30 protein-coding genes are annotated in these 25,992 nt (G+C 54.9%); 18 read left to right on the top strand and 12 right to left on the bottom strand.

Going from position 1 to position 25,992, the window contains the following annotated elements; genetic code table 11:
• The first annotated feature begins 1 nt into the window (after window position 1).
• The 4 genes from rsxG (at window position 2) to dtpA (ending at window position 4,088) form a co-directional block, all read left to right on the top strand.
• Window positions 2–631, top strand: a complete 630-nt coding sequence (rsxG, locus tag OCH02_RS06440; protein WP_261430810.1) for an electron transport complex subunit RsxG — start codon at window positions 2–4, stop codon at window positions 629–631.
• Window positions 628–1,326, top strand: a complete 699-nt coding sequence (locus tag OCH02_RS06445) for an electron transport complex subunit E (protein ID WP_261430453.1) — start codon at window positions 628–630, stop codon at window positions 1,324–1,326. The genes rsxG and OCH02_RS06445 overlap by 4 nt, the downstream gene beginning before the upstream one ends.
• Window positions 1,326–1,967, top strand: coding sequence for an endonuclease III (gene nth, locus OCH02_RS06450; RefSeq protein ID WP_261430454.1), 642 nt, complete (start codon window positions 1,326–1,328; stop codon window positions 1,965–1,967). The genes OCH02_RS06445 and nth overlap by 1 nt, the downstream gene beginning before the upstream one ends.
• A gap of 600 nt (window positions 1,968–2,567) precedes the next feature.
• Window positions 2,568–4,088, top strand: a complete 1,521-nt coding sequence (gene dtpA / locus OCH02_RS06455; RefSeq protein ID WP_261430455.1) for a dipeptide/tripeptide permease DtpA — start codon at window positions 2,568–2,570, stop codon at window positions 4,086–4,088.
• Between the two features lie 65 nt (window positions 4,089–4,153).
• Here dtpA and OCH02_RS06460 read toward each other — a convergent pair whose 3' ends face one another.
• Both OCH02_RS06460 and OCH02_RS06465 read right to left on the bottom strand, forming a co-directional pair.
• Window positions 4,154–6,247, bottom strand: a complete 2,094-nt coding sequence (locus tag OCH02_RS06460) for a prolyl oligopeptidase family serine peptidase (RefSeq protein ID WP_261430456.1) — start codon at window positions 6,245–6,247, stop codon at window positions 4,154–4,156.
• Between the two features lie 163 nt (window positions 6,248–6,410).
• Window positions 6,411–6,974 (bottom strand): helix-turn-helix domain-containing protein, encoded by a 564-nt coding sequence (locus OCH02_RS06465; RefSeq protein WP_261430457.1) that lies wholly within the window; start codon window positions 6,972–6,974, stop codon window positions 6,411–6,413.
• A gap of 113 nt (window positions 6,975–7,087) precedes the next feature.
• Between OCH02_RS06465 and OCH02_RS06470 the strand changes: the two genes are divergently transcribed.
• Window positions 7,088–8,281 carry a benzoate/H(+) symporter BenE family transporter gene (locus OCH02_RS06470; protein ID WP_261430458.1) on the top strand — a complete coding sequence of 398 codons (1,194 nt, stop codon included), beginning with the start codon at window positions 7,088–7,090 and terminating at the stop codon, window positions 8,279–8,281.
• Here OCH02_RS06470 and OCH02_RS06475 read toward each other — a convergent pair.
• Both OCH02_RS06475 and OCH02_RS06480 read right to left on the bottom strand, forming a co-directional pair.
• Window positions 8,265–8,699 carry a DUF2000 domain-containing protein gene (locus OCH02_RS06475; RefSeq protein ID WP_261430459.1) on the bottom strand — a complete coding sequence of 145 codons (435 nt, stop codon included), beginning with the start codon at window positions 8,697–8,699 and terminating at the stop codon, window positions 8,265–8,267. The genes OCH02_RS06470 and OCH02_RS06475 overlap by 17 nt on opposite strands.
• Window positions 8,700–8,748: 49 nt before the next feature.
• Window positions 8,749–9,585 carry an AraC family transcriptional regulator gene (locus OCH02_RS06480; RefSeq protein WP_261430812.1) on the bottom strand — a complete coding sequence of 279 codons (837 nt, stop codon included), beginning with the start codon at window positions 9,583–9,585 and terminating at the stop codon, window positions 8,749–8,751.
• 169 nt (window positions 9,586–9,754) lie between these two features.
• On the opposite strand from OCH02_RS06480, the gene OCH02_RS06485 reads away from it, so the two are divergent.
• From OCH02_RS06485 to OCH02_RS06495, 3 genes are read left to right on the top strand one after another with little or no spacing between them, the layout of a single operon-like run.
• Window positions 9,755–10,243 carry an MEKHLA domain-containing protein gene (locus tag OCH02_RS06485; protein WP_261430460.1) on the top strand — a complete coding sequence of 163 codons (489 nt, stop codon included), beginning with the start codon at window positions 9,755–9,757 and terminating at the stop codon, window positions 10,241–10,243.
• A complete protein-coding gene (locus OCH02_RS06490; protein ID WP_261430461.1) occupies window positions 10,230–10,895 on the top strand; it encodes an O-methyltransferase in 666 nt (221 codons plus the stop codon). The genes OCH02_RS06485 and OCH02_RS06490 overlap by 14 nt, the downstream gene beginning before the upstream one ends.
• 23 nt (window positions 10,896–10,918) lie before the next feature.
• Window positions 10,919–11,419: a cupin domain-containing protein gene (locus tag OCH02_RS06495; protein ID WP_261430462.1), complete on the top strand. Its 501-nt coding sequence runs from the start codon at window positions 10,919–10,921 to the stop codon at window positions 11,417–11,419.
• Here OCH02_RS06495 and OCH02_RS06500 read toward each other — a convergent pair.
• Window positions 11,384–12,238 carry an aminoglycoside phosphotransferase family protein gene (locus tag OCH02_RS06500; RefSeq protein WP_261430463.1) on the bottom strand — a complete coding sequence of 285 codons (855 nt, stop codon included), beginning with the start codon at window positions 12,236–12,238 and terminating at the stop codon, window positions 11,384–11,386. The two genes, OCH02_RS06495 and OCH02_RS06500, sit on opposite strands and share 36 nt — an antisense overlap.
• A gap of 143 nt (window positions 12,239–12,381) precedes the next feature.
• On the opposite strand from OCH02_RS06500, the gene OCH02_RS06505 reads away from it, so the two are divergent.
• Both OCH02_RS06505 and OCH02_RS06510 read left to right on the top strand, forming a co-directional pair.
• On the top strand, window positions 12,382–12,759 hold the full coding sequence (locus tag OCH02_RS06505) for a RidA family protein (RefSeq protein WP_261430464.1): 378 nt from the start codon (window positions 12,382–12,384) through the stop codon (window positions 12,757–12,759).
• 113 nt (window positions 12,760–12,872) lie between these two features.
• Window positions 12,873–13,142 carry a hypothetical protein gene (locus OCH02_RS06510; RefSeq protein ID WP_026142356.1) on the top strand — a complete coding sequence of 90 codons (270 nt, stop codon included), beginning with the start codon at window positions 12,873–12,875 and terminating at the stop codon, window positions 13,140–13,142.
• Here OCH02_RS06510 and OCH02_RS06515 read toward each other — a convergent pair.
• Window positions 13,139–13,534, bottom strand: coding sequence for a nuclear transport factor 2 family protein (locus OCH02_RS06515; RefSeq protein ID WP_261430465.1), 396 nt, complete (start codon window positions 13,532–13,534; stop codon window positions 13,139–13,141). The two genes, OCH02_RS06510 and OCH02_RS06515, sit on opposite strands and share 4 nt — an antisense overlap.
• 234 nt (window positions 13,535–13,768) lie before the next feature.
• Here OCH02_RS06515 and OCH02_RS06520 point away from each other — a divergent pair, with 234 nt between their 5' ends.
• The 4 genes from OCH02_RS06520 to gstA all read left to right on the top strand — a co-directional run bounded on the left by OCH02_RS06520 (window position 13,769) and on the right by gstA (window position 16,587).
• Window positions 13,769–14,434, top strand: coding sequence for an HD domain-containing protein (locus OCH02_RS06520; RefSeq protein WP_099061835.1), 666 nt, complete (start codon window positions 13,769–13,771; stop codon window positions 14,432–14,434).
• Window positions 14,435–14,536: 102 nt separating this feature from the next.
• A complete protein-coding gene (locus OCH02_RS06525; RefSeq protein ID WP_012144954.1) occupies window positions 14,537–14,803 on the top strand; it encodes a DUF3811 domain-containing protein in 267 nt (88 codons plus the stop codon).
• 201 nt (window positions 14,804–15,004) lie between these two features.
• Window positions 15,005–15,889, top strand: a complete 885-nt coding sequence (gene dapA, locus OCH02_RS06530) for a 4-hydroxy-tetrahydrodipicolinate synthase (protein WP_261430466.1) — start codon at window positions 15,005–15,007, stop codon at window positions 15,887–15,889.
• Between the two features lie 92 nt (window positions 15,890–15,981).
• On the top strand, window positions 15,982–16,587 hold the full coding sequence (gene gstA / locus OCH02_RS06535) for a glutathione transferase GstA (RefSeq protein ID WP_261430467.1): 606 nt from the start codon (window positions 15,982–15,984) through the stop codon (window positions 16,585–16,587).
• Between the two features lie 48 nt (window positions 16,588–16,635).
• Here the strand turns inward: gstA and pdxY are convergent, their stop codons facing one another.
• The 5 genes from pdxY to anmK form a co-directional block, all read right to left on the bottom strand.
• Complete coding sequence (pdxY, locus tag OCH02_RS06540; protein WP_261430468.1) at window positions 16,636–17,496, bottom strand: pyridoxal kinase PdxY; 861 nt, start codon at window positions 17,494–17,496, stop codon at window positions 16,636–16,638.
• Window positions 17,497–17,561: 65 nt separating this feature from the next.
• A complete protein-coding gene (gene tyrS / locus OCH02_RS06545) occupies window positions 17,562–18,836 on the bottom strand; it encodes a tyrosine--tRNA ligase (protein ID WP_261430469.1) in 1,275 nt (424 codons plus the stop codon).
• Window positions 18,837–19,103: 267 nt separating this feature from the next.
• Window positions 19,104–19,757, bottom strand: coding sequence for a pyridoxamine 5'-phosphate oxidase (gene pdxH, locus OCH02_RS06550; RefSeq protein WP_261430470.1), 654 nt, complete (start codon window positions 19,755–19,757; stop codon window positions 19,104–19,106).
• Between the two features lie 87 nt (window positions 19,758–19,844).
• Window positions 19,845–20,147 carry an MliC family protein gene (locus tag OCH02_RS06555; RefSeq protein ID WP_261430471.1) on the bottom strand — a complete coding sequence of 101 codons (303 nt, stop codon included), beginning with the start codon at window positions 20,145–20,147 and terminating at the stop codon, window positions 19,845–19,847.
• 45 nt (window positions 20,148–20,192) lie between these two features.
• Window positions 20,193–21,314, bottom strand: a complete 1,122-nt coding sequence (gene anmK, locus OCH02_RS06560) for an anhydro-N-acetylmuramic acid kinase (protein ID WP_261430472.1) — start codon at window positions 21,312–21,314, stop codon at window positions 20,193–20,195.
• A 368-nt stretch (window positions 21,315–21,682) separates the two neighbouring features.
• Between anmK and OCH02_RS06565 the strand changes: the two genes are divergently transcribed.
• On the top strand, window positions 21,683–22,147 hold the full coding sequence (locus OCH02_RS06565) for a glycine zipper 2TM domain-containing protein (RefSeq protein ID WP_261430473.1): 465 nt from the start codon (window positions 21,683–21,685) through the stop codon (window positions 22,145–22,147).
• Window positions 22,148–22,234: 87 nt separating this feature from the next.
• Here OCH02_RS06565 and slyA read toward each other — a convergent pair whose 3' ends face one another.
• On the bottom strand, window positions 22,235–22,669 hold the full coding sequence (gene slyA / locus OCH02_RS06570) for a transcriptional regulator SlyA (RefSeq protein ID WP_012144945.1): 435 nt from the start codon (window positions 22,667–22,669) through the stop codon (window positions 22,235–22,237).
• Window positions 22,670–22,848: 179 nt separating this feature from the next.
• Between slyA and OCH02_RS06575 the strand changes: the two genes are divergently transcribed.
• Genes OCH02_RS06575 through OCH02_RS06585 form a run of 3 tightly spaced genes read left to right on the top strand, consistent with a single transcriptional unit; the run spans window position 22,849 to window position 25,983 of the window.
• Window positions 22,849–23,085, top strand: a complete 237-nt coding sequence (locus OCH02_RS06575; protein WP_261430474.1) for a DUF1656 domain-containing protein — start codon at window positions 22,849–22,851, stop codon at window positions 23,083–23,085.
• Between the two features lie 3 nt (window positions 23,086–23,088).
• Entirely contained in the window at window positions 23,089–23,946 is an 858-nt protein-coding gene (locus tag OCH02_RS06580; RefSeq protein WP_261430475.1) for an HlyD family secretion protein, read from the top strand.
• A gap of 9 nt (window positions 23,947–23,955) precedes the next feature.
• Window positions 23,956–25,983 (top strand): FUSC family protein, encoded by a 2,028-nt coding sequence (locus OCH02_RS06585; RefSeq protein ID WP_261430476.1) that lies wholly within the window; start codon window positions 23,956–23,958, stop codon window positions 25,981–25,983.
• Window positions 25,984–25,992: the final 9 nt, after the last annotated feature.

Raw genomic sequence — 25,992 nt, forward strand, 5'->3', positions numbered from 1 at the left:
GATGCTAAATTCAATGAGAAAGCATGGCACCACGCTGGCGGTGTTTGCCGCAGTGACCACCGGCCTGACTGCGGTGGTTCATACCCTGACGCAGAGCACCATCGCCCATCAGGCAGCACTGCAGCAAAAGGCGCTGCTTGATCAGGTAGTGCCGCCAGAACATTACGACAACAATATGCAGACCGAGTGTTTCCTGGTCAGCAACCCGGCGTTGGGCAACGATGCACCCCATCGCCTGTATCTGGCGCGTAAAAATGGCCAACCCACCGCCGCAGCATTGGAAACCACCGCGCCGGACGGCTATTCCGGCGCCATTCAACTGCTGGTCGGTGCCGATTTCAACGGTACCGTGCTGGGCACCCGGGTGGTGGCGCACCATGAAACCCCTGGCCTCGGCGATAAAATCGAACTGCGAATTTCAAACTGGATTTCGTTTTTCAGCGGCAAAAAAATCGACGGTCCTGACGATAAACGTTGGGCGGTGAAGAAAGACGGCGGTATGTTCGATCAGTTCACCGGCGCCACCATCACACCGCGTGCGGTGGTCAATGCCGTTCGACGCACGGCGTTGTATATGGAAACGCTGCCGCCTAAACTTGATAGCTTACCTGCCTGTGGAGCCAGCGAATGAGTGAAGCCAAAGATCTGATTGTCCAGGGGCTGTGGAAGAACAACTCCGCACTGGTGCAATTGCTGGGGATGTGCCCGTTGCTGGCCGTGACCTCTACCGTCACCAACGCCCTCGGGCTGGGGCTGGCGACCACGCTGGTGCTGATACTGACCAACACCTCGATATCCGCAGTGCGCCGCTGGGTGCCGAATGAAGTCCGTATCCCGATTTACGTCATGATCATCGCGGCGGCGGTGAGCATTGTACAAATGCTGATCAACGCCTATGCCTTCGGCCTCTACCAGTCGTTGGGGATCTTTATCCCGCTGATCGTCACCAACTGTATCGTGGTCGGCCGCGCCGAAGCGGTAGCCTCTAAAAAACCGGTCGGTCTGTCCGCACTGGACGGGCTGGCGATTGGCCTGGGGGCTACCGGCGTGATGGTGACGCTGGGTGCGATGCGTGAGCTGCTGGGTAACGGTACCTTGTTCGACGGTGCCGATATGCTGCTGGGCAGTTGGGCCAAGGTACTGCGGATTGAGGTGGTTCACTTCGACAGCCCGTTCCTGCTGGCGATGCTGCCACCGGGTGCCTTTATTGGTCTGGGCCTGCTGTTGGCGGTAAAATACCTGATTGATGAAAGAATGAAGGCGCGCACGGCCAGGGCATTATTGACCGAACCGGCGCAGGGACAAGGACAGGCAGAAAAAGCGTAATGAATAAGCAGAAACGGCTGGAAATTCTTACCCGACTACGCGACAACGATCCACACCCGACCACCGAACTGGTGTACACCACGCCGTTTGAGCTGCTGATTGCCGTGCTGCTGTCCGCTCAGGCGACCGACGTCAGCGTTAACAAGGCCACCGCCAAGCTTTATCCGGTTGCCAATACGCCGGCCGCCATGCTGGCTCTGGGCGTCGACGGCGTTAAAGGCTATATCAAGACCATCGGCCTGTTTAACAGCAAGGCCGAAAACGTGATCAAAACCTGCCGCATGCTGCTGGAGTTGCACGCGGGTGAGGTGCCGGAAGACCGTGCGGCGCTGGAGGCCCTGCCCGGCGTCGGCCGCAAAACTGCCAACGTGGTGCTCAATACCGCCTTTGGCTGGCCGACCATTGCGGTCGATACCCATATCTTCCGCGTCTGTAACCGTACTAATTTCGCACCGGGCAAAAATGTCGATCTGGTTGAGGAGAAGCTGCTAAAGGTGGTGCCGGCCGAATTCAAGGTTGATTGCCACCACTGGTTGATCCTGCACGGGCGCTATACCTGCATCGCACGCAAACCCCGCTGCGGCTCCTGCATGATTGAAGACCTGTGCGAGTTTAAAGAGAAAGTTTATCCCGACGCCTGATGATTGGGGCGTAACCTGACGCCCCTCCCTCAGCCCCGCCACTGACCTATTTTTTATCGGAAATGTGATATCAAGCAGCAGTAACCTTGGTGTTTCCGCGGATTTTAGTGAAAAACTCACTTCCCGCTTATTTTCAAGCGGAAAATTAGTCAAAAATTGCGGCAAGTCTCACGTTTTCACGATCACATTGTCGTCACAACCGCCAGTGCCGTTTTCTGAAATTTCTAAAATCTTACAAAACTCACCATATGCACAACATTCCAATGGATTATTCACCCCACCCATTGATATGAACCATCAAAAGCCAATGCAGCAGAATATATCACTGTTTAAATTCCGTATAGCTTTTAATCAAAACAAAAACTCGGCAAAATAAAAAAAGTCGAAAGTTAATGCTGCATAACATTTGTAACATGGTCGTTTCACTTCACGAGCGTTATATGTAACAGGATATGACAAACACCTTGCCTCGTTGACAAAGATAGTGAACATTAACCGCCGTCATCCCATCCTATAACAACGCAGAAGGATGCAGTCCTGCATCACCTTTTGCAATTTCCCGTCTTTCTGAGTCGGGGCAGTGAAAAATCAGAGGTACCAGTGTCAACTGCAAACAACAACAGCGAACATCCTGAAAGCGTGAGTCTCAACGCTTTCAAACAGCCTAAAGCGTTTTACCTGATCTTCTCCATTGAACTCTGGGAACGTTTTGGTTATTACGGCCTGCAAGGCATCATGGCGGTGTATCTGGTCAAGATGCTGGGGCTGAGTGAAGCCGACTCGATTACCCTGTTCTCCTCCTTCAGTGCGCTGGTCTATGGCTTCGTTGCCATCGGCGGCTGGCTTGGGGACAAAGTGCTGGGCTCCAAGCGCGTGATCGTGCTGGGTGCGCTGGTGCTGGCCGTCGGCTATGCCATGGTGGCCTACTCCGGCCATGATATTTTCTGGGTGTACCTGGGTATGGCGACCATCGCCGTAGGTAGCGGCCTGTTCAAAGCCAACCCATCCTCCCTGCTGTCAACCTGCTACGAGAAAGACGATCCGCGTTTGGACGGTGCATTCACCATGTACTATATGTCCGTCAATATCGGTTCTTTCCTGTCCATGCTGGCCACCCCGTGGCTGGCAGTGAAATATGGCTGGAGCGTCGCGTTCTCACTGAGCGTGGTGGGTATGCTGATCACCCTGGTTAACTTTATGGTGTGTCACAAGTGGGTGAAGAATCAGGGTTCCAAACCTGACTTCAAACCACTGCACATGCAGAAACTGCTGATGGTGCTGGTTGGCGTGGTGGCACTGGTCGCCATTTCAAGCTGGCTGCTGCACAACCAGGTGGTTGCTCGCTGGGCGCTGGCGCTGATCTCCATCGGTATCGTGATCGTATTCGCTAAAGAAGCCTTTGCCCTGCACGGTGCCGCACGCCGCAAGATGATCGTTGCCTTCCTGCTGATGCTGGAAGCGGTGGTGTTCTTCGTGCTGTACGCTCAGATGCCTACCTCGTTGAACTTCTTCGCTATCCATAACGTTGAGCACAATATCCTCGGCCTGGCGTTTGAACCTGAGCAGTACCAGGCGTTGAACCCATTCTGGATCATGCTGGCCAGTCCGATTCTGGCGGCACTGTATAACAAGATGGGCGACCGTCTGCCGATGCCGCACAAGTTCGCCTTCGGTATGATCCTGTGTTCCGGTGCCTTCCTGGTGTTGCCGTGGGGTGCCAGCTTCGCCAATGAACAGGGTATCGTTTCGGTTAACTGGCTGATCCTGAGCTATGCGCTGCAGAGTATCGGCGAACTGATGATCTCCGGCCTGGGCCTGGCCATGGTTGCGCAACTGGTACCACAACGCCTGATGGGCTTTATCATGGGCTCCTGGTTCCTGACCACCGCCGCTGCTGCGCTGATTGCCGGTAAGGTCGCAGGCCTGACTGCCGTGCCTGCCAACATCAACGATGCGCACGCTTCTCTGGCTATCTACAGCCACGTGTTTATGCAAATCGGTATCGCCACCGCCGTCATCGCCATTCTGATGATGCTGACCGCGCCGAAGCTGTATCGCATGACGCTGGATACCGCAGAAGATACCGAGAAGAAAGCTCAGGCGGCCGCTATCACCAACTGATTGCTGACAAGGGTTTCAGACTGGTAAAAAAAGCCGGGGCATTAATTTGCCCCGGCTTTTTTATGTCATCGGGCTGTAGATTTAGCGCTCAGATTAACCCACATAAACTCACTGACCAGTGCGCCGTGGAATGCGGCCTGTTTCTTGTCCGCCGCGGCACTGTGCCCGCCTTCGGTATTCTCATAGAAGTAGGCCTGCGGATAACCCATCTGCTGCATGCGTGCCGCCATTTTACGGGCGTGCGACGGGTTGACCCGATCGTCACTGGTGGCGGTGTAAAACAGCACCGGCGGGTAGGACACACCGGCTTTGATATTGTGATACGGCGAGAAGGTTTTGATGTAGGCCCATTCTTCCGCCTTGCTCGGGTCGCCATATTCGGCAATCCAGGAGGCACCAGCGGAAAGCTGGGTATAGCGCTGCATATCCAGCAACGGCACTTCACAGACGATGCAGCCGAACAGCTGCGGATACAGCGTCAGCATGTTGCCCACCAGCAACCCGCCGTTACTGCCACCCCGCGCTCCCAGATGTTGTGACGATGTCACTTTCCGTGCGATCAAATCTTCAGCTACTGCGGCAAAGTCCTCGTAGGCGCGATGCCGGTTTTGCTTTAACGCCGCCTGGTGCCAGGCCGGGCCATACTCGCCGCCGCCACGAATATTCGCCACCACATACACCCCACCGCGTTCCAGCCAGGCCGGTGCTTTAGCCCCCATGTACCCCGGCAATAGCGACACTTCGAACCCGCCATAGCCATACAGCAAGGTTGGGTTACTGCCGTCCAGCTTGATGCCTTTGGCTGAAATTTGGAAATACGGCACGCGCGTGCCGTCTTTAGACAAGGTGAAATGCTGGCTGACCTGATAGCCGCTGGCGTCAAAGTCCTGTGGCCCCTGCTTGAGCAATTCTGCCTCACCGCCGTCGAGATTGCCCAGATACAGTGAAGTCGGTTGCAGGAATCCGCTGATGGTCAGGAAATAGTCGTTGCTTTCGTCATCGACGCCACCGGCGGAAATAGTGCTGATTGCCCCCGGTTTGCCCAGCGGCTTGCGCTGCCAGGTTTTGCCCTGCGGTGTCAGGACTTCCAGCCGGTTGACCACGTTGTCCATGATGCTGAGGATTAGGTGGTCGCGAGTACCACTGTAACCGCTCAGCGCCACCTGCGCGGTCGGGGCAAATAACACCGTCAGCTCACGCTTACCCGCCAGATAATCGTCGAAATGGGCCGCCAACAGCGAACCCGAAGGATAACGCGATCCGCCCACTTCCCAGTCGCTGCTCGGTTTAATCAATATCCACTCGCGGTGCGTACTGAACTCGGCGTCGGCGGGAATGTCGATTTTGATCTGTTGGTCTTGCTCATTGAGCAGATAGGTTTCACGGCGGTAGAAGTCCAGACTGCGGCCCACGTAGTTCCGTTCAAACCCCGGCGTCTGGTCGTGATAAGCAAACACCGTCATATCCTGCGGTTGGGCTTCATACAAGGTCTGGGCGGCGCTCAGTGGCGTCCCCCGCCGCCAGCGTTTGGCAATGCGCGCATAGCCGGACTGAGTCATCGAGCCTGCACCGAAATCAGTGGCGATAAACAGTGTGTCTTTATCAATCCACGAGGCCTGGCTTTTCGCTACCGGCAGCACAAAGCCATCTTTGACAAACTGCTTGCTGACCAGATCAAACTCACGGATTTCGGTGGCATCACCGCCGTCCGGCGACAGTTCCAGCAGGCAATAACGGTATTCCGGTGCCAGCGACTGCGAGCCGTGGAATACCCAGTCTTGGCCCTCCGCCTTGCCCAGAGCGTCAATATCCAGCACCGTTTCCCAAACCGGCTTGGCTTTACGGTATTCCTGCAGGGTAGTGCGTCGCCATAAGCCACGCGGATTGGTTTGATCCTGCCAGAAGTTGTAATAGTAATCGCCGCGCTTGGCGACCCACGGAATTTGGCTCTCTTTATTCAGAATATCCAGCACCTGTTTTTCCACCCGTTGGAAGCCTTCGCCCTGGGCGAAACGCGCGGTGGTACGCTGGTTTTCCTGTTTGATCCACGCCTGTACGGCCTTGCCCTGCAGCTGTTCCAGCCATAAAAATTCATCGGCGGTGCCGGCGCCATTTTCTGCCGCCATCGCCAGGCGGATACTGCTCGGTAATGAAGTCATCGCGAATACGGCTCCTGCAGTTTGTGCGCCGAGTTTAAGAAACTGGCGGCGGTTACTGTGGGTGATAGGCAAAATCAAGCTCCTTTTGACAGTTAATACGAATCATTTTCAATAAAGTAGGCGTTTGGCAAGGCCGAGTCAAAGCCTGCCCCCTGCCATTGAGTCAAAACTTAGGGTAGTGGATCAAATCGTGAATGCGCACAGTCTGTTGACTGTTATTACGGTAGGCATGGGGCCTGTCGGCCTGAAAGCGCATCGCCTCACCGCTGGCCAGATGGTGCCACTGGCCGTCAACCGCCAGTTCCAGTTCACCGCTGATGACAATCACGTGCTCAATTACTCCGGCCTCATGGGCCGAAGACTCGCTGAGCGCGCCTGGCGCCAGATCGATAACGAACATGTCAAAACCCAGTTGACGATCAAACGGAAACAGCGGCACCACCCGCATATCGGCGTTGTATTGATTAAACACCGGAGCATCGCCGTAGCGATGTAACGTGGCTTGCTGTTGCAGCGGCGAGATCTCCAGAAAGGCGGAAAAAGCCACGTTAAAACCGGTAGCGATTTTCCACAAGGTAGCCACCGTCGGGCTGGATTCTCCCCGTTCGATCTGCCCCAGCATCGCCTTGCTGACACCGGTATTTTCAGCCGCCTGCGCCAGACTCCAACCGCGCTGCATACGCAGCGAACGAAGCGTTTGTGCCAGATGACCAGACAGTTCCTGCATGTTTTTCTCCCCTGAGATTGCGGCTGATTATAGCCACTTGTGCGCTATAACGCACGGTGCTATGCTCGCCGCTTATCGTGCGTTATAACGCACAATCGTTGCCGGAGTGTGCCATGCGCCCAGCCATCTCTCTGCGTCATCTGTCTCTGCCTGCCGTAATGGCCGGGTTTGTTGCGGTATTGGTCGGGTACACCAGTTCGGCTGCCATTATCTTCCAGGCGGCTGCAGCTGCCGGAGCTACCCCCTTGCAGATTGGCGGCTGGCTGAGCATGTTGGGGCTGGGGATGGGCATTACCTCGCTTGGGCTTTCGCTGTATTACCGCACGCCGATTCTGACCGCCTGGTCGACCCCCGGCGCAGCGCTGCTGGTCACCAGCCTGCCCGGTACGCCGATTAACGAAGCGATTGGCGTATTTATCTTTGCCTCGGGGCTGATCCTGCTGTGCGGTGTCACCGGGCTGTTCGCCCGGCTGATGGATTATATTCCGCAGGCTATTTCGGCGGCGATGTTGGCGGGGATCTTGCTGCGCTTTGGCCTGGATGCGTTTGCCTCACTACAGGTCAATTTCGCACTCAGCGCCGCAATGGGACTGGTGTATCTGGTGACGCGGCGTTATCTGGCGCGTTATGCCATTGTGCTGACGCTGCTGACCGGGCTGGCGATTGCGGCGCTGCAGGGCAACATTCATCTTTGGCAACAGCCGCTGGCGTTCGCCATGCCGGAATTTATTACGCCGCATTTTAGCTGGTCGACACTGCTGGGGATTGGCGTGCCGTTCTTCGTGGTCACCATGGCGTCACAAAACGCCCCCGGTATTGCCACGCTAAAGGCCTCCGGCTACAGCGTGCCAACTTCGCCGCTGATTAGCTGGACGGCACTGACCGCACTGCTGCTGGCTCCCTTCGGTGGATTCTCGGTGTGTATTGCCGCCATTACTGCCGCCATTTGTATGGGGCCGGACGTACACCCCAATCCACAGCGCCGCTATATGGCCGCCGTCGCCGCCGGGGTGTTTTATCTGCTGGCCGGCCTGTTTGGCGGCGTTATCAGTATGTTGTTCAGCGCCTTGCCCGTGGCCCTGATCCATACCATTGCCGGGCTGGCCCTGCTGGGCACTATCGCCGGCAGTTTGCAACGCGCACTGCAGGATGAAAAGCAACGCGATGCCGCACTGATCGCCTTTTTGATCACCGCGTCCGGCGTGACGCTGCTCGGCGTTGGCTCTGCATTTTGGGGGATTATTGGCGGCGCAATTGCCCATATCATCCTGTCGCTACCGCAACGGCCAGCTAAGTCAACAGATTGAGTTTAGCCGTCAACTTACGCACGGTTTTCTTCTCACCGGCCAACGCGATGCCCAATAGACGCCATTCGGAACTTGGTCGGTTGGCGACGCTGGCGCGGAATTGGGCATAATTGGTGGTTTGCTGGCCATCAACCGGGAACAGGATCCGATCCACTTCCGCTGCACGCGGCTGTTGCAACAGAGCGCCTAGTTGCTCCTCACTGGCAGCCAGCACGCTGATGCCAATGGGGATTAACCCCGGCCAACATTGCCCCAGACTATCGGCCAATACCTCGCCCACCAGCATCGGATGGCGTTGTCCCAGCGTTAGCGCCAGTACCGCGGCCGCATTGGCAATATTACCCAGCGGTAAATCCTGATTAATCACAATCACACAGCGCTCGGCGCTAATCATTCCTGGGGAGAACTCTTCCATCATTGGGCTTCCTGTCGATAAGTATGTCTGCAGGATACCCAGCCGCGACGGCTTAATCTGGAAGGTTTGTGCACAGTTTACGGTAATGCGCCGGGGTCAGGCGATAGGCACGCTGGAACCAGCGGCCCAGATGACTTTGATCGGCAAACCCCAGCTGTGCTGCCACGTCAATGGGCTTTGCCCCTGTGGCTAACAGCCGTCGCGCCTGCGCCAAACGAAGTTGAACCAAATACGCATGGGGTGGCAAACCATAAGTTTGGCGGAACAAGCGGGTCAAACGGAACCGATCCAGCCCGGTTAACGCCGTTAACGTTTCCATACGAATATCCTGATGGCTATTGGCATGCAAATAATCACGGATACGCCGCGCCTGATAGCCGGAGGTTTCATTCGGCAACGATCGCCGCCAATGCACGTGCCGGGTCAGGCCACACAACAGGTTATCCAACGCAAATTGACGTTGTAATTCTCCTTCGGCCTGTTGCTGTAACTGCGAGAAAGCCCGCATCGTCACCTGCGCCAGTAGTCGATCATTAGACAGCGTGGCAGCAAAACTGAGGCAAAAGCTGTCAGGAACCTCGGCAAATAACTGGCGTAGCTGTAGATCCAGCCATTGCGGATTGAGGTACAGCATCTGGTAGGTGAAACCGTCTTCTGCCGGCGCATCACCGTCATGCAACTCCCCAGGCTCCAGCAAAAACACCTGTCCCGGCGTACTGCGATGGCGTTGACTTCGGCAATGGAACTGCTGCACGCCCTGCTCGGTGACACCCACCAGGTAATCATCATGCCAGTGGGGATCATAGGCATGCGCATGCCCGCCAAAATGGGCGCGAATCAACTCTATGCCGGTCGGCCGGTCTTTCTTTAATTCGATCCAGCTGCTCATCTCCGCCCTATTTTCGTTAAGCCCCCCTTTCATATAGCAGATGTCTCCCCAGGCGTCTGGAACAAATGTGCGCGTCGGATAGGCCAGCGCCATTTTCCCCTTTGGCGATCTTCTGCTTAACTGAGTGAGGGGCGAACGTTGCCTTCCAGGGATCGTTAAGGGAGTTTCTATGCCATCTTCTGCGCAGATTGACCTGATTCAACAGATAGACGCCGCGTACCGCCACTGGACAGGTGACGGATTGCCCGGCCCACAGGCCGCAGTCGGCGAACGATTGTCCTGGCTGCATCAACAAGCGCCCTACAGCCTGCTGGCCCACACCGGCGGCGGCGATCCGGTGTTTATTTATGCCAACCAATGCGCACAGCAGTGCTTTGGTTATTCATTCGATGAGTTTATCGCGCTGCCTTCCCGCTTAAGTGCATCCCCTGCGGATCGCGCAGAGCGCCAGCAATTGCTGGATAAGGTCACTGAGCAAGGTATTGCACAGGGATATCGTGGCCTGCGTGTCGACAAATTCGGCGACACCTTCACCATTTATGACTGCGAGGTGTGGCAGATCCCAGACGGAGGCCAGGCCGCACTGTTCTGGCCACAGCCCAAACGCCGACCAGGTTGGTATGGCCATCAGGAACAGGTGAACAATGCAAGACGATAACCGCTGGGCCCGTGTTGACGCTTATATCGTCGACAAACTGGTCATTCAAGATGAAGCATTATTACAGACGCTGAACGCCAACTCTGCGGCAGGCTTGCCTGAACACGACGTGGCACCGAATCAGGGAAAACTGCTGCACCTGTTTGCCCGTATGGTAAATGCCAAGCGCATTCTGGAGATCGGGACGTTAGGCGGTTACAGCACCATTTGGCTGGCCCGTGCGTTACCATCTGAAGGTTCGTTGGTCACTCTGGAAGCCGATGAACGCCACGCTGACATAGCCCGGCAAAATATTGCTCGTGCCGGACTGAGTGAGCAGGTTGAGTTGCGGGTTGGCCCAGCCCTCACCAGCCTGCCACAATTACCGCAAGATGCGCCTTTCGATCTGATATTCATTGATGCCGACAAGCCTAATAATCCGGCGTATCTGCGCTGGGCTCTGGCGTTGTCACGCACCGGTACAGTGATCATCGGCGACAACGTGGTGCGCGATGGTGCGGTCACCGATACCGCCAGCACTGACGATCGGGTTCAGGGCGTACGACGTTTTTTTGACATGATGGCGAATGAACCGCGTCTCAGCGCTACTGCCTTACAAACCGTAGGCAGCAAAGGTTGGGATGGTTTTTCCATCGCCATCGTTAACGATTAAGTGACAATGTCACGAGGATGGACATGAATAACCCTGCCACGCTGTTAGCCCAGCGCCTGATCCGTAATTTCGAACAGGTTGAAAAAATACACGACTCCCGTCCACCGCTGTATGACAGCCTTGGTGCCCGTTTGGGTACCGGCACCGCCGCCGGCAAGCTGGGTGCGTCTATCGATATAGTGGCGCCGGGCATGCGTTCCTGCCCTTATCACTTCCACTATGCGCAGGAAGAAATGTTTATCGTGCTGGAGGGGACCGGTACCTTACGGGTTGCCGGAGAACAACTGCCGATCAAAAGCGGCGACGTAATTTTTATCCCGCCGGGGCCGGAATACCCGCATCAGATCATCAATACGTCAGAAGCGCCGTTGAAATACCTTTCCATCAGTACCCGCGAACAGCCCGAACTGGTGGAATATCCAGACTCCGGCAAGTTTCAGGCGACAGCGCTGCATGAGGGTAAAGCGGTGCATTATGTGCAACGCCCTTCAGCTTCGCTCGATTATTGGCAGGATGAACCCTGAATCCCCTTCCGGTAGCGAAAGCCCCAACGCACGGGCGGCCTGCTCCGCGACGCGAAAATCGATATCCGCCGCCTCGCCGTCTTCCATAAACCAGGCCGCGGACAATCCGGCCCAGGCGAGGATCCACCGCAGCAGCCGCTGGCGATCCAGTCCGGCCAACCGGCAGACCTGTTCGACCCGGCAAAGGAAAATATCAGGATCGGTGGCGATACCGTAGTTGGGGTTGCAGAAGATATTGGCGTAATCGAAAGCACGCTCGCCATACAGACGTTTGGGATCGATCGCCAACCAGCCACGCTCAGCGAAGTCCAACACGTTGTCATGGTGAATATCGCCGTGCAGCACCCTCTGTTCGCGTGGGCTGGTCAGTAGCTCAGCCGCGACGGTGGCACTGAGTCGCAACATACCGCCATGCGCCTGTGCCGCCGGCCACAGTGAGTTGAACCACTGATCCAGGGGAATAAGTTCCGGCAAAGGCTCGGCGCGCGGCGCATGCAGACGGGCAACTACCTGACACAAAATCGCCGTAGCCTGTCGATCTTCGCCATCGCGTACCATCTGCGCCAGCGAAAGGTGGCCTTGGGCACGCTCCAACAAAATGCCGTCTTGGTGCCAGGCCAGCACTCGCGCCGCGCCCTCACCCTGCCACCAGCACATCAATAACCCACCGAACTTTTCTTCCTGTTCGCGGGCAATTTTCAACATGGCGGCGGCCCCCTGATAGCGTACCGGCATCAGAAGACTGCTGTGAGTTTCAAATGCCTGACCGTCGGGCTGCAACTGCCAGCGTTGCATATAGGGAATTAAAGCCTGATTCATTACCCTGAAGCATCCTTCACAGTTAGAAATGAATGTTAGTGATATTATTAGAAAACAATAAATCTCAGCGTACTTCCGATGTTCATCGCTCCATCCTAGCCAAGTTTGTTTACTTTTTTAATTAATCTTTCGGGGTTTTTACCATGACATCATTAAAACGCATTAATTATCCACAGTTGCCCACACCGGGTGGGCCCTATGTCCATGCCGTGTGTCATGGTGATACGCTGTACATTTCCGGCCTGACGGCATTTGCCACCGAGGCGCAAGGGCAAACCACGCAACAACAGACGCAGGCCATTCTTGACCAGTTGGCGACCATCACCGCCGACGAGGGAACAAATTTAAAGGCGCTGATTAAAATCACGGTATTTTTAACCGATATCGGCGATCTAGCGGCCATACGGCCGGTATTGTTTGATTATTTTGATGGGGCGCTGCCGGCCTGTTCCCTGGTTGCGGTCAGCGCACTGTTCTCGCCGCTGGTCAGCGTGGAGATCGAGGCTGTAGTGGCGTTATAAGATTGACGGCTAAATGCTCCCTATAAAAACCGACATGGCGCACGTTTGTCTTTACCACCATCGGGAAACTTCTGCTAATTTACCCCTAAGAAATTTATTACCGACGAGACGTTATGCAGCAAAAGCCGGTTATGCACGAAGCCAGACAGTTAAAGCGCCTCAACGCCGCCACGCGACGACAATCCCATATGTACAAATGGATTGCCTTTATCGCGGCGACGGACGCAGTGCTGGTGTATTTTTATGACCGGGATATGCGCAACATCACCTTTTCAGGCGCCGTCGCGCTGGTATGTGGCTATTTGTGGATCCGCGATCGCAACAAGGCTCGCGGTTACCGACGGGAATACGATCGCAAATTTGGCAAACACAGCGGCCTTTAGCCCTGCATGGCCTCCAGCACTTTTGCACTGTCAACGATTTGCACAAACTTGATGATTTTCCCGGCGCGCAGCTGATAAATATGCGCAAAGGATGCGGTAAATGATTTGCCGGTCGCGCCATAGGTACCATGGTAGAAGCCCTGGGCAATCACGTTTTCACCGGCATCATAAAAGTGGTCGACATCGGCGCGATAGCCCTGCCATTCCGTTCCCAGACGTTGATGAACATTGTTAAATATCGCCTGCGGACCAATATAGGTTCCGGCATAGGGAAAGCCTGCGGCTTCGGTCCACTCTGCGTCGGGCGCTAGTGCCGCCAACAGGTTACGGCCATTCTCTTCGGCACTGCCGCCTTCATAGGTAGCGCGTACAATTTCAAGATTCGTTGGCATGGGGTTTCTCCGGTAGCATGAACGGGATATTCCAGCCATACCCCGCAGACACAGGCTTACACCAAGCGGGGATGACCGGAATGCGACCATTGTAAGTTGCTTATTCCGGCACAAAAACCGTGATTATGGCAATAGTCTGTTGCAGTACAGTAAACAATTTTTTTACCGATCTGTCATAACGGCCTCATCGACGGCTGTTATGGTTTTAGGTTTCCCACCTATAAGGAGCATAGCGTGCATTTTTCAACCCTGGCGCAGGAATTGCTGCAGCCGTTTTCACCGCATCAGGAATTGGCCCAGGCACTGTTGCCACTGACTCTCGACTCCGATGATGGCTCACATGACGTGGCGCATTTACACCGGGTGTGGAAAAATACTCACACTATCAGCCAGCAAGAAGGCGGTAACCGCCGCGTGCTCTGTGCGGCCGTGCTGTTACATGATTGTGTGGCGGTGGAAAAGAACTCGCCACAGCGCCATCTGGCTTCGCGCATGGCGGCGGAAAAAGCCACTCTGATGTTGACGCAACTGGGCTGGGAGCCACAGGAAATCGCCAAAACCGCCCATGCTATCGAGGCCCACAGTTTCTCCGCCGCCATTACCCCGGAAACGCTGGAAGCCAAAATACTTCAGGACGCCGACCGCCTGGACGCCATCGGGATGATTGGCGTGGCGCGCTGTTTCTATATTGGCGGGCGCATGCGCAGCGCGCTGTACGATGCCGCCGACCCATTGGCGCAGCAACGACAATATGACGACAAGCGTTTTTGTCTGGATCACTTCGAAACCAAACTGTTCAAACTGCAGGAAGGCTTTCAAACCGCTACCGGCAAGAAAATGGCGCTGGAACGCACCGAGCGCATGCGGCGTTTTCTCAGCGAGCTGCAGGAAGAAATGTGACAGGCTGGCTCACCCTACCCGGTATTTAGGTTACGGCAGCGGCATCTTCGGCCAGCGAATTGCGGTACACTGGCAAACATCTTCATTGACCAGGCTATAACGATGAAAAAACTGACGCTGAAAGACATGACGGAAAGCGAGCAACGTGAAGTAAAAACCGAGCTGGACAAGGCACGCAAAAACCTCGGCAGAGCCTTGACCAACGCCGAAAATAACAAGATCAAGGACGAAGTAGTGGCGCGGATCACCGCCGCCCGTGCGAAAATTGAAAAAGCCACCCGGGCCGAGCGTAAAGCCAACCGCATTCAACCCACTGGCGAAACCTTCAACTGGACCGCCTCGATCAACAGCACCCGCCGTCCGCGTTAACCCCAGAAAACCCTGCCAAGGCGGGGTTTTTAATTCCCCCATTTTATTAGCCAAACTCATCCGTGCTGCTTAATCATGATTAACCCTGTTATCAAGCGGTTGTAAATTGACAGCCTCATGCAGAATATTCATTATCAGCGCATCGTCTCCTCGCTTGTTTTCTTATCTGGCTTCTTATTGCTCGCACTGAAGGAACTTACTATGGCCTCATTTTCCGGTATTTGGGTGGCGCTGGTTACCCCATTTAATCATCATGCTGTCGACCTGCCGGCCACCCAAAGGCTGGCTCAGCATCTTATTGCCTCCGGCGTCGATGGGTTGGTGGTCTGCGGCACTACCGGTGAGGCAGCCGCGTTAAGCCAGGACGAACAGTTGGCGGTGCTCGACGCGGTGCTGGCCGTCACCCCGGCTCATCAGGTGGTCATGGGCCTGTCCGGCAATAACATGGTCGACACCTTGCAAATGCAGCAAGCCATACAGCTGCGTGATATTGCCGGCGTATTGATCCCGGCCCCCTATTATATTCGCCCGTCACAATGTGGCCTGGTGGACTACTTTACCCAGCTTGCCGATGCCTCGAGCGTGCCGGTGATCCTGTATAACATTCCGCAACGCACCGGTATCACTATCGAACTGGCTACCCTGCGTCAGATCGCGCGTCATCCGCGGATAAAAGCAATAAAGGAGTGCAGCGGTAATCCTGACACCATGATGGCACTGATTAATGACGGTGAAATCGACGTGCTGACCGGTGAGGATAACCTGATCCTGACTACGCTGTGCCTGGGTGGCACCGGTGCAATCTCGGCTTCTGCACACATTCATCCACAGCGCTTTGTACAACTGGTGCAACAGGTCGCAGAAGGCGATTTGATTGCCGCCCGCGCCAACTTCTATGCCCTGCTGCCGATGATCCACCAGATGTTCAGCTTCCCTAACCCGGCGCCGGTAAAAGCCGCACTCGCGCAGCAAGGGCTGATCCGCAACGAACTACGCTCACCAATGCAAGCCGTGCCGCAAGCGTTGCAGCAGCAAATTGCCGACACCCTGGCGCAGTTGCAACCGCAAGCCGCACTGATAAGTTAAATTTGTCGATTAAGGCGCTGTAATTTTGACGTTATAGGACTAGGATCAGAGGTTAAGCATGCCTGTCACTTATCACTATCAAGGAGCTTTCGATGAAACTGTTCTATAAAGCCGGCGCCTGTTCTCTGTCCCCCCATATTGTATTGCGCGAAGCAGGCCTGGACTTCACCGCAGAAAAGGTCGATCTGGCGCTGAAAAAGACCGAAAGCGGTGCGGACTATCTGACCATCAATCCGAAAGGACAGGTCCCGGCGCTGCTGCTGGATGATGGCAGTCTGCTGACCGAAGGCGTGGCAATTGTGCAATATCTGGCGGATCGCGTGCCGGATCGCGGTCTGATCCCCGCTGCGGGTACGCTGTCGCGTTATCATGCAATTGAATGGCTGAACTATATTGCCACTGAGTTGCACAAGGGATTCAGTCCGCTGTTTAACTCGAAAACGCCTGAAGAATATAAAACCATCGCGCGGGAAAAACTGGACAAGCAGTTCGACTATCTGGATTCGGTGCTGGCGAAGCAGCATTTCCTGTTGGGCAACAAGTTCAGCGTGGCGGATGCCTATTTGTTCACCATTCTGCGCTGGGCCATCGCCCTGCAGTTTGATATCAAAAAGCGCAGTCAGCTTTCGGCCTATTTTGATCGCGTGGCCGCACGACCTGCGGTGGACGCGACGTTGAATGCGGAAGGCTTGAAATAATACCTGCGCCCCGGCGGTGAGAATAGCCGGGGCGCTCTGTCGTCAGCGTTACAGTTTTACCGCTTTAAACTCGCAGCCCGGCTGCACAATACGCTCCTGAGCCGCCACCACCTGCAACTCATATTCACCCATTGCCTGGGTCGTCAGCATCACTTCATACACCGCCGCCGTGACGTGCTCGAGTGCTTTGTCCAACGCTACCCCTTTGAGCAAATTAACCAGCAACAGACCACTGGTCAGGTCGCCTACGCCCACCGGTTGACGCTCGCCGAAGTCCACCAGCGGACGGCTGATGTGCCAGGCTTGGCTAGCCGTGACCAGCAGCATTTCGAAACAGTCGATATTATAACCGGCACGGCTCAGATGCTTGACCAGCACCAGCTTCGGCCCTTTGGCAATCAGCTCGCGTGCGGCGCTTACCGCCTGCTCTACGTTGGTCAGGGTACGCCGACTCAGTAATTCCAGTTCCAGCAGGTTGGGCGCAATCATGTCGCTGCACGGCAACGCCTGCTGACAATGAAATTCCGCCACGCCCGGTGCCACAATGCAGCCCTTTTCCGGATGCCCCATTACCGGATCGCAGAAGTACCAGGCGTTGGGATTGGCCTGCTTAACCTGACGCACAATCTCCAGTATATGGCTGCCCTGCTCCGGCGAACCGATATAACCACTCAGCACCGCATCGCAGTGCTTGAGTTGATCTATATCCGCAATGCCCTGGGCAATTTCCGTCAGATGGCTGGCCGGCATCACGCAACCGGTCCACTTGCCGTACTGAGTATGATTGGAAAATTGCACGGTGTTCAGCGACCAGACGTTAACGCCCATGCGGCGCATCGGAAACTCTGCCGCGCTGTTGCCCGCATGACCAAAAACCACATGAGATTGAATAGATAGAATGTTTTTCATCAAAAACCTGCTCTGAGGCCCTAAAAATAAAGGGGCCGCTGAGGGCCCCTTTGCTGCAACTTTGTTTACTGCCAATCGACCAGGCAGTAATGCTTTTTGCCACGACGCAGCAACGTGTAGCGACCAAACAGGCGATCGGCATCGCTGAAACTGTATTCGGCGTTGGACTGTTTTTCACCGTTGATGGTCACCGCATTGGAACCGATCATGGTGCGCGCCTGGCCGCGTGAAGGCACCAGTTCGGCGTTAACCAACGCCTGTTGCAGATCGGCATCACCATCGAGCTTGATGGTCGGCATGCCGTCCTGCGCCAATTGAGCGAAGTCTGCCTCGGTCATTTCGTGCAGCGCGCCGGAGAACAGGCTCTGGGTGATACGCTTGGCGGCAGCCAAACCTTCCGCGCCATGCACCATACCGGTCACCTCTTCCGCCAGCACATACTGGGCACGAGGAGCCTTGCCGCTGTTCTTGTCTTCTTCTTCCAGCGCATTGATCTCGGCCAGATCCATAAAGGTGAAGAACTTCAGGAAGCGGTACACGTCGGCATCGGCGGTATTGATCCAGAACTGGTAGAACTTGTACGGGCTGGTTTTTTCTGGTGCCAGCCAGACTGCACCGCCTTCGGTCTTGCCAAATTTGGTGCCATCAGCCTTGGTGATCAATGGCACTGTCAGGCCGAATACCTGTTGCTGGTGCATGCGGCGGGTCAGATCGATACCAGAGGTGATATTGCCCCACTGGTCGGAACCCCCAATCTGCAGTTCAACCTGATGACGGTTGTACAGCTCGGAGAAGTCGAAGCCCTGCAACAGGTTGTAGGAGAACTCGGTGAAAGAAATACCGGAGTCGTCACGGTTCAGACGCTGCTTCACCGCTTCCTTGTTGATCATCTGGTTGACGGAGAAATGCTTGCCGATGTCACGCAGGAAGGTCAGCACGTTCATGCCGCCAAACCAGTCATAGTTGTTAGCGGCAATCGCGCTATTGCTGCCGCAGTTGAAATCGAGGAACGGAGAAACCTGTTTGCGGATTTTATCCACCCACTCGTTCACCGTTTCGGTGGTATTCAGCTTGCGCTCAGCCGCTTTGAAGCTCGGGTCACCGATAAGCCCGGTGGCACCGCCTACCAAGGCTACCGGCTTGTGGCCTGCGAGCTGGAAGCGCTTCAGGCACAACAGAGGAACCAGATGGCCCAAATGCAAGCTGTCAGCGGTCGGATCGAAACCGCAATACAGTGCAATTGGCCCTTGCGCCAGTCGCTCTGCTAACGCTTCTTCATCCGTAACCTGGGCAACGAGGCCCCGCTCTTGCAGTTGTTTAATCAAGTTGCTGCTTGCCATCAATGACTCCATGTATAAACGAATGCACCTTTGTCGGTACACGACCTTTCGCCCACTGGCGAAATATTAAATTCAGAATGACGACTATACCCAAAATAATTGGGGTTGCATCAAGGCGGCCAGGCCGTAAATCCCCAGGAGCTTAGTCAACTAAGTGACTGGGGGTGCGCGGACGCCGCCAACACAGATGCAGCTTCAAGTATGAAGGGGATATAGAATAAAGCGCCAGCGGCATCAGTACCAGCGCTTAAGGGGGATTTTCACCGATCAGGGTGCCAGTCGGTCAATTTTCCAGTCATTCCCGTCCCGTTGATACAGGAAACGGTCATGCAGACGGTTGGCCCCGCCCTGCCAGAACTCGACGGAGTCGAAATTAACCCGGAATCCTCCCCAGAAACTCGGCAATGGCACCTCGCCCTGTTGGAATTTTTGCTTCAGCTCGAGGAATTTGCTCTCCAGCACGCCGCGCGCAGAAATACGCGATGACTGCTGCGATACCCAGGCACCGATCTGGCTGTCTTTCGGCCGGCTGGCGAAGTACTTCATGACGTCGAACGTGGACAGGCGCTCCGCCTTGCCGAGAAAAATCACCTGACGGTCGAGCATGTGCCACGGAAACAGTAGACTGATGTGCGGGTTATTCGCCAGCTGTTGCGCCTTGCGGCTGCCCAGATTGGTGTAGAACACCAGTCCTTGATCATCAAAATGTTTGAGCAACACAATGCGCTGGTAGGGCTGGCCGTTTTCGTCCACCGTGGCCACACACATGGCGGTCGGATCCGCCAGGCGGGCGTCACAGGCCTGTTTCAGCCAATGTTCGAACAGTTCCAGCGGATTGGCCGTCAGATCGTTACGGCGCAGACCACCACGGGTATATTCGCGGCGCAGGTCCGCAACATCAAATTCATTATTTTCAATCATTCGGTTATCAACCAACTGAAAAATCGTGATTCTATTCTGCGCCAGCGGCGCCAGGATCTCAATCGCTCTGACGCCGCAACTGTCGGATCAATTCGTCAGCGTACAGTCGCTCATAATCACTTTGCCATTACGCTCAAGGTAGGCGTTTTGGCCCTTCGACCAAAAGGTGTACTTATCATCGCTGTATTTTGCACCGGACATGGCCAGTACCTGTTTCAGCTTCAGTTGCTCACCGTCCATCAGCAGGCTGACGGTGCTTTCCTTACCGTCCAGTGACACCGTCAACGGCGTGGTGCCGCACTGGTAATGCAAGGTTTGGCTGTTTTGCGGCAGAACATAACTGCAGCCGGCCAGCACCAATGTGCCGACGGCAATAATGATTTTTTTCATGCTGTTGCTCCTTAGGGAAATCTATCGATTTCTATCCTAACAGAGCTAACGGCTCCCCAAAGGCAAAACCGGATAAATCCCACCCAGCAGGGTTTCACAGCTGGCACCGGTCACCGAAGGCAGATTGCCGGGCTGCCCGGACAAGGTGCGAAACGCCAGCCAGGCAAAGGCCAGCGCCTCCATATCGTCGCCGCTAATGCCGAAATCGTCCGTCAGACAAACCTCGGTTCCTGGCAACAACGCAGACATCCGTGCCATCAGCAACATATTCCGCGCCCCACCGCCGCAGACCAGCAGACGTTCACAGCCACCCGCCAACTGAACCTGTTCGCAAATGGTGACCGCCGTCAGTTCCGTCAACGTGGTTTGCACATCAACCGGGCTGACTGCCGCCAGACCCGCGAGCTGACGCTCCAGCCAGGCCGCGTTAAAATATTCACGCCCGGTGCTTTTCGGTGCAGGTAGCGAGAAATAAGGATCGGCCAGCATCTGTTGCAACAGCGGCAAGCAAACGCGCCCCGCCATCGCCCAGCTACCATCCTTATCGTAAGGCTGTGATTGATGACGCCATATCCAGGCATCCATCAGCATATTGCCCGGCCCGGTATCAAAGCCACGCACCGCCGCCCCCGGCAACAGCATCGACAGATTGGCTATGCCGCCGATATTCAGCACCATACGGCGCTCTACCGGGTGCGACAGCAGTGCCTGATGGAAGGCAGGTACCAACGGAGCTCCCTGACCGCCGTAGGCCATATCACGTCGGCGAAAATCGCCAACGGTGGTGATATTGGTCAGTGCGGCAATGCGATTATTGTCGCCCAACTGCATAGAAAAACGCGCATCCCCCTCGGGTTCATGCCAAACCGTCTGACCATGGCAACCGATGGCGGTGATGTCGTGCGCCGCCACGCCGGTTTGCTTCAGCAAGCCAAGTACCGCCTCGCCAAACAACGTACCAAGCTGTGCATCCAACCGCCCGACCGCAGAAAGCGTGGTCTGCTGGCCCTGGCACATACCGAGAATATCCTGCTTCAGTTGGAGCGGCATCGGATGGCTGTAACTGGCCTGTTGCGCCACCATACGTCCGTCAATCGCAGCAAGCACCACATCGACCCCATCCAGACTGGTGCCAGACATAACACCTATATAGCGGCCTGACTTCATAGCTACATCCTTTACCCTATACGGGGAAGCAAAATTTTGACCTGACAAATAAACCAGAATTGCCACATTAACGCCATGAAATATGTTGTATTTTTTCACCTCTGTGACCAATGTGCCTGTTTTTAGTCAACACCGAATATTGATAAGTACGGCTAAACAGCGCTTCAACACGCAATGGAATTTCTTCCCGTGCTGTTATAAAGCTAAACCACCGTTTATTATTGGTTGAACAGGGCAAAGTTAAGCTGCGTGCAGTAACGAGTCATGGTGATATACGTGCGTTTAAGCCATACTTTGTCTATCATTTTTACTGAATCTGGCCTGGCAAGGTTCCCCAGGTTATGGACTACTACCAACAGGAGTTTTATATGATCAAGCGTCTTCTCGTCGTTGCCATCGCCGCAGTTACGCTGGCAGGGTGCGCCAATGATTCCATGTCCGGCGATGTTTATTCCGCCTCGCAGGCCAAACAGGTGCAAACCGTGACTTACGGCACGCTGGTTTCTGTGCGCCCGGTCAAGATCCAGGGTAGTGAAACATCGAACACCATTGGCGCCATCGGCGGTGCCGTGCTGGGTGGTTTCCTCGGTAACACCGTCGGCGGCGGCACAGGCCGTAGCCTGGCGACTGCAGCCGGCGCTGTAGCAGGTGGCGTAGCCGGTAACAGCATCGGTGAAGCTGCCGGCCGTACTTCAGGCTATGAGCTGGAAATCAAGACCGACCAGAAAGAGAACATCGTGGTGGTTCAGAAGGCGGGCAATACCAAGTTCAGCCCGGGGCAACGCGTTCGTATGGCTCGCACTGGCGACACCATCACCGTATCCCCACTGTAAGCTGAACTTAGCAGGTAAAACCGGAGGCTTTAGGCCTCCGGTTTCATTTCCGATGCTGTGAAATCTAATCGTATAAAAAAGAAGTTCTTATTGTTTATTTTGCAGTTCAGTAATGTTTTGTTCCAACTTGCCAATCAGACCTACCAACAATTGCACTTCGTCAGTGGTAATCCCACTTAAAATTTCACCCCGCGTCGAACTGATCACACTGTCCACCTCCCGGATAATGGGATCGGCAGCTTCAGTCAGCTTGATACGCTTCGCACGCCGGTCGTTGGCGCAGGTGTGGCGAGTAATCAGCCCCTTTTCTTCTAACTGGTCCAGAGTGCGAACCAATGACGGTTGCTCAATACCGATCGCCTTGGCCAGCTGGATCTGCGACTGCTCCGGCGGTAAGCGATTGATACTGTGCAGGGTTACCCAATGTGTTTGCGTCAGCGCCAGCGGCTTGAGCCGATGATCGATCAGCGCGCGCCAAACACGAACTAATCGTGCTAAATCGGAACCTAATGTTGACTCCACTTACCCCTCCTTATAATTAGCATGCTAACATACCCTCCCAGAGCTTAGACTATTTTGAGTAACTAACATTAAAAACACAAATGTATATAATGTATATTGTGGAAATAGCCACCATTTGGCCAGTTATTGTTTATTCTCTATGCAAAGACTCAACATATTCACTCATCGGGATTGTTAATGTGAATACTTCATGGCTTCATGCCTCGTCCCCGCTACCCGATTTGGTGCTGGGCGCCTCGCTTTATTTTCCGCCGATATTTAAGGCTGTGTTGCTTGGCCTGGTTTTATGGCTACTGGTACACCACCTGCTGCGAGACTGGATTTATTCCGGCGAAATTTGGCATCCCATGCTGATGGATTTGTCTATTTTCGTCATTGCAGTCAGCGGCTCCCTGTGGATTTTAGCGAGTTGGTAACCGATGACACATAAAACATTAAAATATTTTTCTACGGTAATCGTCTGCGCCATTGCCATCTGCGCCGGTTGGTGGTTGTGGAATTATTATATGCAATCCCCGTGGACCCGTGATGGAAAGGTACGCGCCGAACTCGTCAATATCACACCAGAAGTTTCTGGAAGATTAGAGAAAATAACCGTTCATGACAATCAGTTCATACCTGCGGGAAGTCTGATTTTTGCGATCGACCCCGTGCCATACCAGATTGCGCTCGACAATGCTGAGGCCGCGCTGGCAAAAGCGCAGTCCGATATGGCCAAGACCGACCATGAAGCGGCTCGCCGTCGCAGCCTGCCAAAAAATGTTATTTCTGCAGAAGACATGGATGAGTCAAATTTAGCGGCCCAGGCAATGAAAGCTGCTTATAAAGCCGCTCAAGCCAATCTGGAACAGGCCAAGTGGAATTTAAGTAAAACTAAAATTTATGCCCCTACCGATGGCTATATCACCAATTTACAAGCCCGGGTTGGAAACTATGCCAGCGTCGGTACGCCACTGGTCGCACTGGTTGACGTACACTCTTTTTATGTCCTCGGCTATTTTGAAGAAACCAAGCTAAGGCATATAAAAGAAGGCAATAAAGCGGATATCGTTTTATATAATGGCAACACTCAGCTCCGGGGCGAAGTAGAAAGCATTGGCCGTGCCATTTACGATCAGAGCGTTGAAAGCAGCAGTGATTTATTAATGGACGTGAAGCCCAACGTGCCTTGGGTACGGCTGGCACAGCGCGTACCGGTGCGGATAAAACTGCTGAATGTGCCCGCTGATTTACCCTTGGTGGCCGGCACCACCTGCACCATTTCCATTCATCAGTAAGGCTAACCAGTGAACCTGCCTTTTTTGGAATGGAGCCGTACGCCCTGGGGGAAAGCCAGCGGTGGGCAATGGCGTTATGCGCTGCGTAATTCGCTGGCGATGTGCCTTTCGTTATGGGTAGCGTTCGTCCTCAATCTTGACGAGCCTTACTGGGCGCTCACCTCTGCGGCGGTGGTTAGTTTCCCCACCGTCGGTGGCGTGATCAGTAAAAGCATCGGGCGCGTTTTCGGTAGCCTGGTCGGTGCTGCCGCGTCAATGGCCATTGCCGGTCATTGCCTCAACGATCCCTGGCTGTTCACGCTGTTCATTGCCGCCTGGATCGGCCTGTGCACTTACATTTCCAATCATTATCAAAACAACGTCTCGTACGCCTTTGCGTTGGCGGGCTATACCGCTGCCATCATCGCCTTTAGTACGGTCAACGTCACCGACACCCAGCAAATTTTTGATATCGCCCAGGCGCGCGTGTGCGAGGTGATTACCGGTATTCTGTGCGGCGGGCTGATGATGATGATCCTGCCCAGCACTTCGGACGGTGAAGCGCTGTTGACCTCCCTGCGGCGCATGCACCTGCGGTTGCTGGAGCACGCCGCGATGCTGTGGCAACCAGAGATTACCGTACAGATGCGCACGTCACATGAAGGGGTCATCGGCCAGATCCTGACCATGAACCTGTTGCGTATTCAAGCCTTCTGGAGCCACTACCGGCTGCGTCGGCAGAATAACCTGCTCAACTATATGCTGCATCAGCAACTGCGCATTACCAGCGTAATCTCCAGCCTGCGCCGCATGCTGCTGAACTGGCCGGAACGTCCGGCCAACCTGGCGACCGTTTTGGATCAACTGCTGAACGAACTGCGCAATCCCGATACCGATAAATACCGGCTGGCCCGCATCCTGCAGCAGATCGCCCCACAGGATCCTGCCGATTACCGCCACCGCGCCTTTTGGCTACGCCTACGCCATTTCTGTTGGTTGTACCTTAACTGCAGCCGCTGGTTGCAACGGCTGGAGAACGCCACCCCGATCAGCGAAATACAACCGCCGCGGGTGACGTCTCTGGCACGTCATACCGACAGTTACGAGGCCGCCTATAACGGCCTGCGCACTTTTCTGTGCATTATCCTCGGCTGTGCTTACTGGATTAACACCCAGTGGGATGCCGGCAGTTCGGCCCTGACGCTGGTTGCCATCAGCTGTGTGCTCTATTCCTCCACCGCGTCCCCTATCAACAGCATCACCACCCTGCTGAAGGCAGTGACACTGCTTTCGATCGTCTGTTTCTTGGTGAAGTTTGGGCTGATGATTCAGATAGATGATTTGTGGTTGTTTTGTGCCTTCCTGTTCCCAGTGCTGGTCACCATGCAGATGCTCAAGCTGCAGAATCCCTCCTATGCTGCACTCTGGGGGCAACTGATCGTGTTTATGGGCTCGTTTTTGTCCGTCACCAACCCGCCGAGCTACGATTATCAGTCGTTTATCAATGACAGTATCGGCAAAATTGTCGGCGTGCTGTTGGCCGGTCTGGCGTTCCAGATCTTGCGGCCGAGCTCAGACAAGCGCAAAAGCCGGCGCATTATCCGCGCTCTGCGGCGAGACTTTATCGATCAATTGAGTAAAAAACCGCAGCAAAGTGAGAGCCAGTTTGAATCGCTGATTTATCATCGCATCAGCCAATTGAATCAAAGCCAGGATCAAGAGGCACGCAGTTGGTTATTACGCTGGGGAGTCGTGCTACTCAACTGTAGCCATATCGTCTGGCAACTGCGTGACTGGCAGACCCGCTCCGACCCGCTCTCGGCGGTGCGTGACGTCTGTATTCACTGTTTGCGGGGCATTATGACGGAAAAAGGCGTACAGCACAGTTCGCTGGACGCCAGCTTGCAAGAGCTGCAACGCATGAGTAATGCACTGGCGCACCACCCAGAACAGGCAGCGCGCGATCTTGCCGGTTTAATTTGGCGGCTGTATTGTTCGTTGCAACAATTACAACAGGCTATCACCCCGCCTGACAGTGCAGCGGCAACCGCAGGCTAAGCGTCTTTA

It is taken from the genome of Serratia quinivorans, from assembly GCF_946227985.1.
Taxonomy (GTDB): Bacteria; Pseudomonadota; Gammaproteobacteria; order Enterobacterales; family Enterobacteriaceae; genus Serratia; species Serratia quinivorans_A.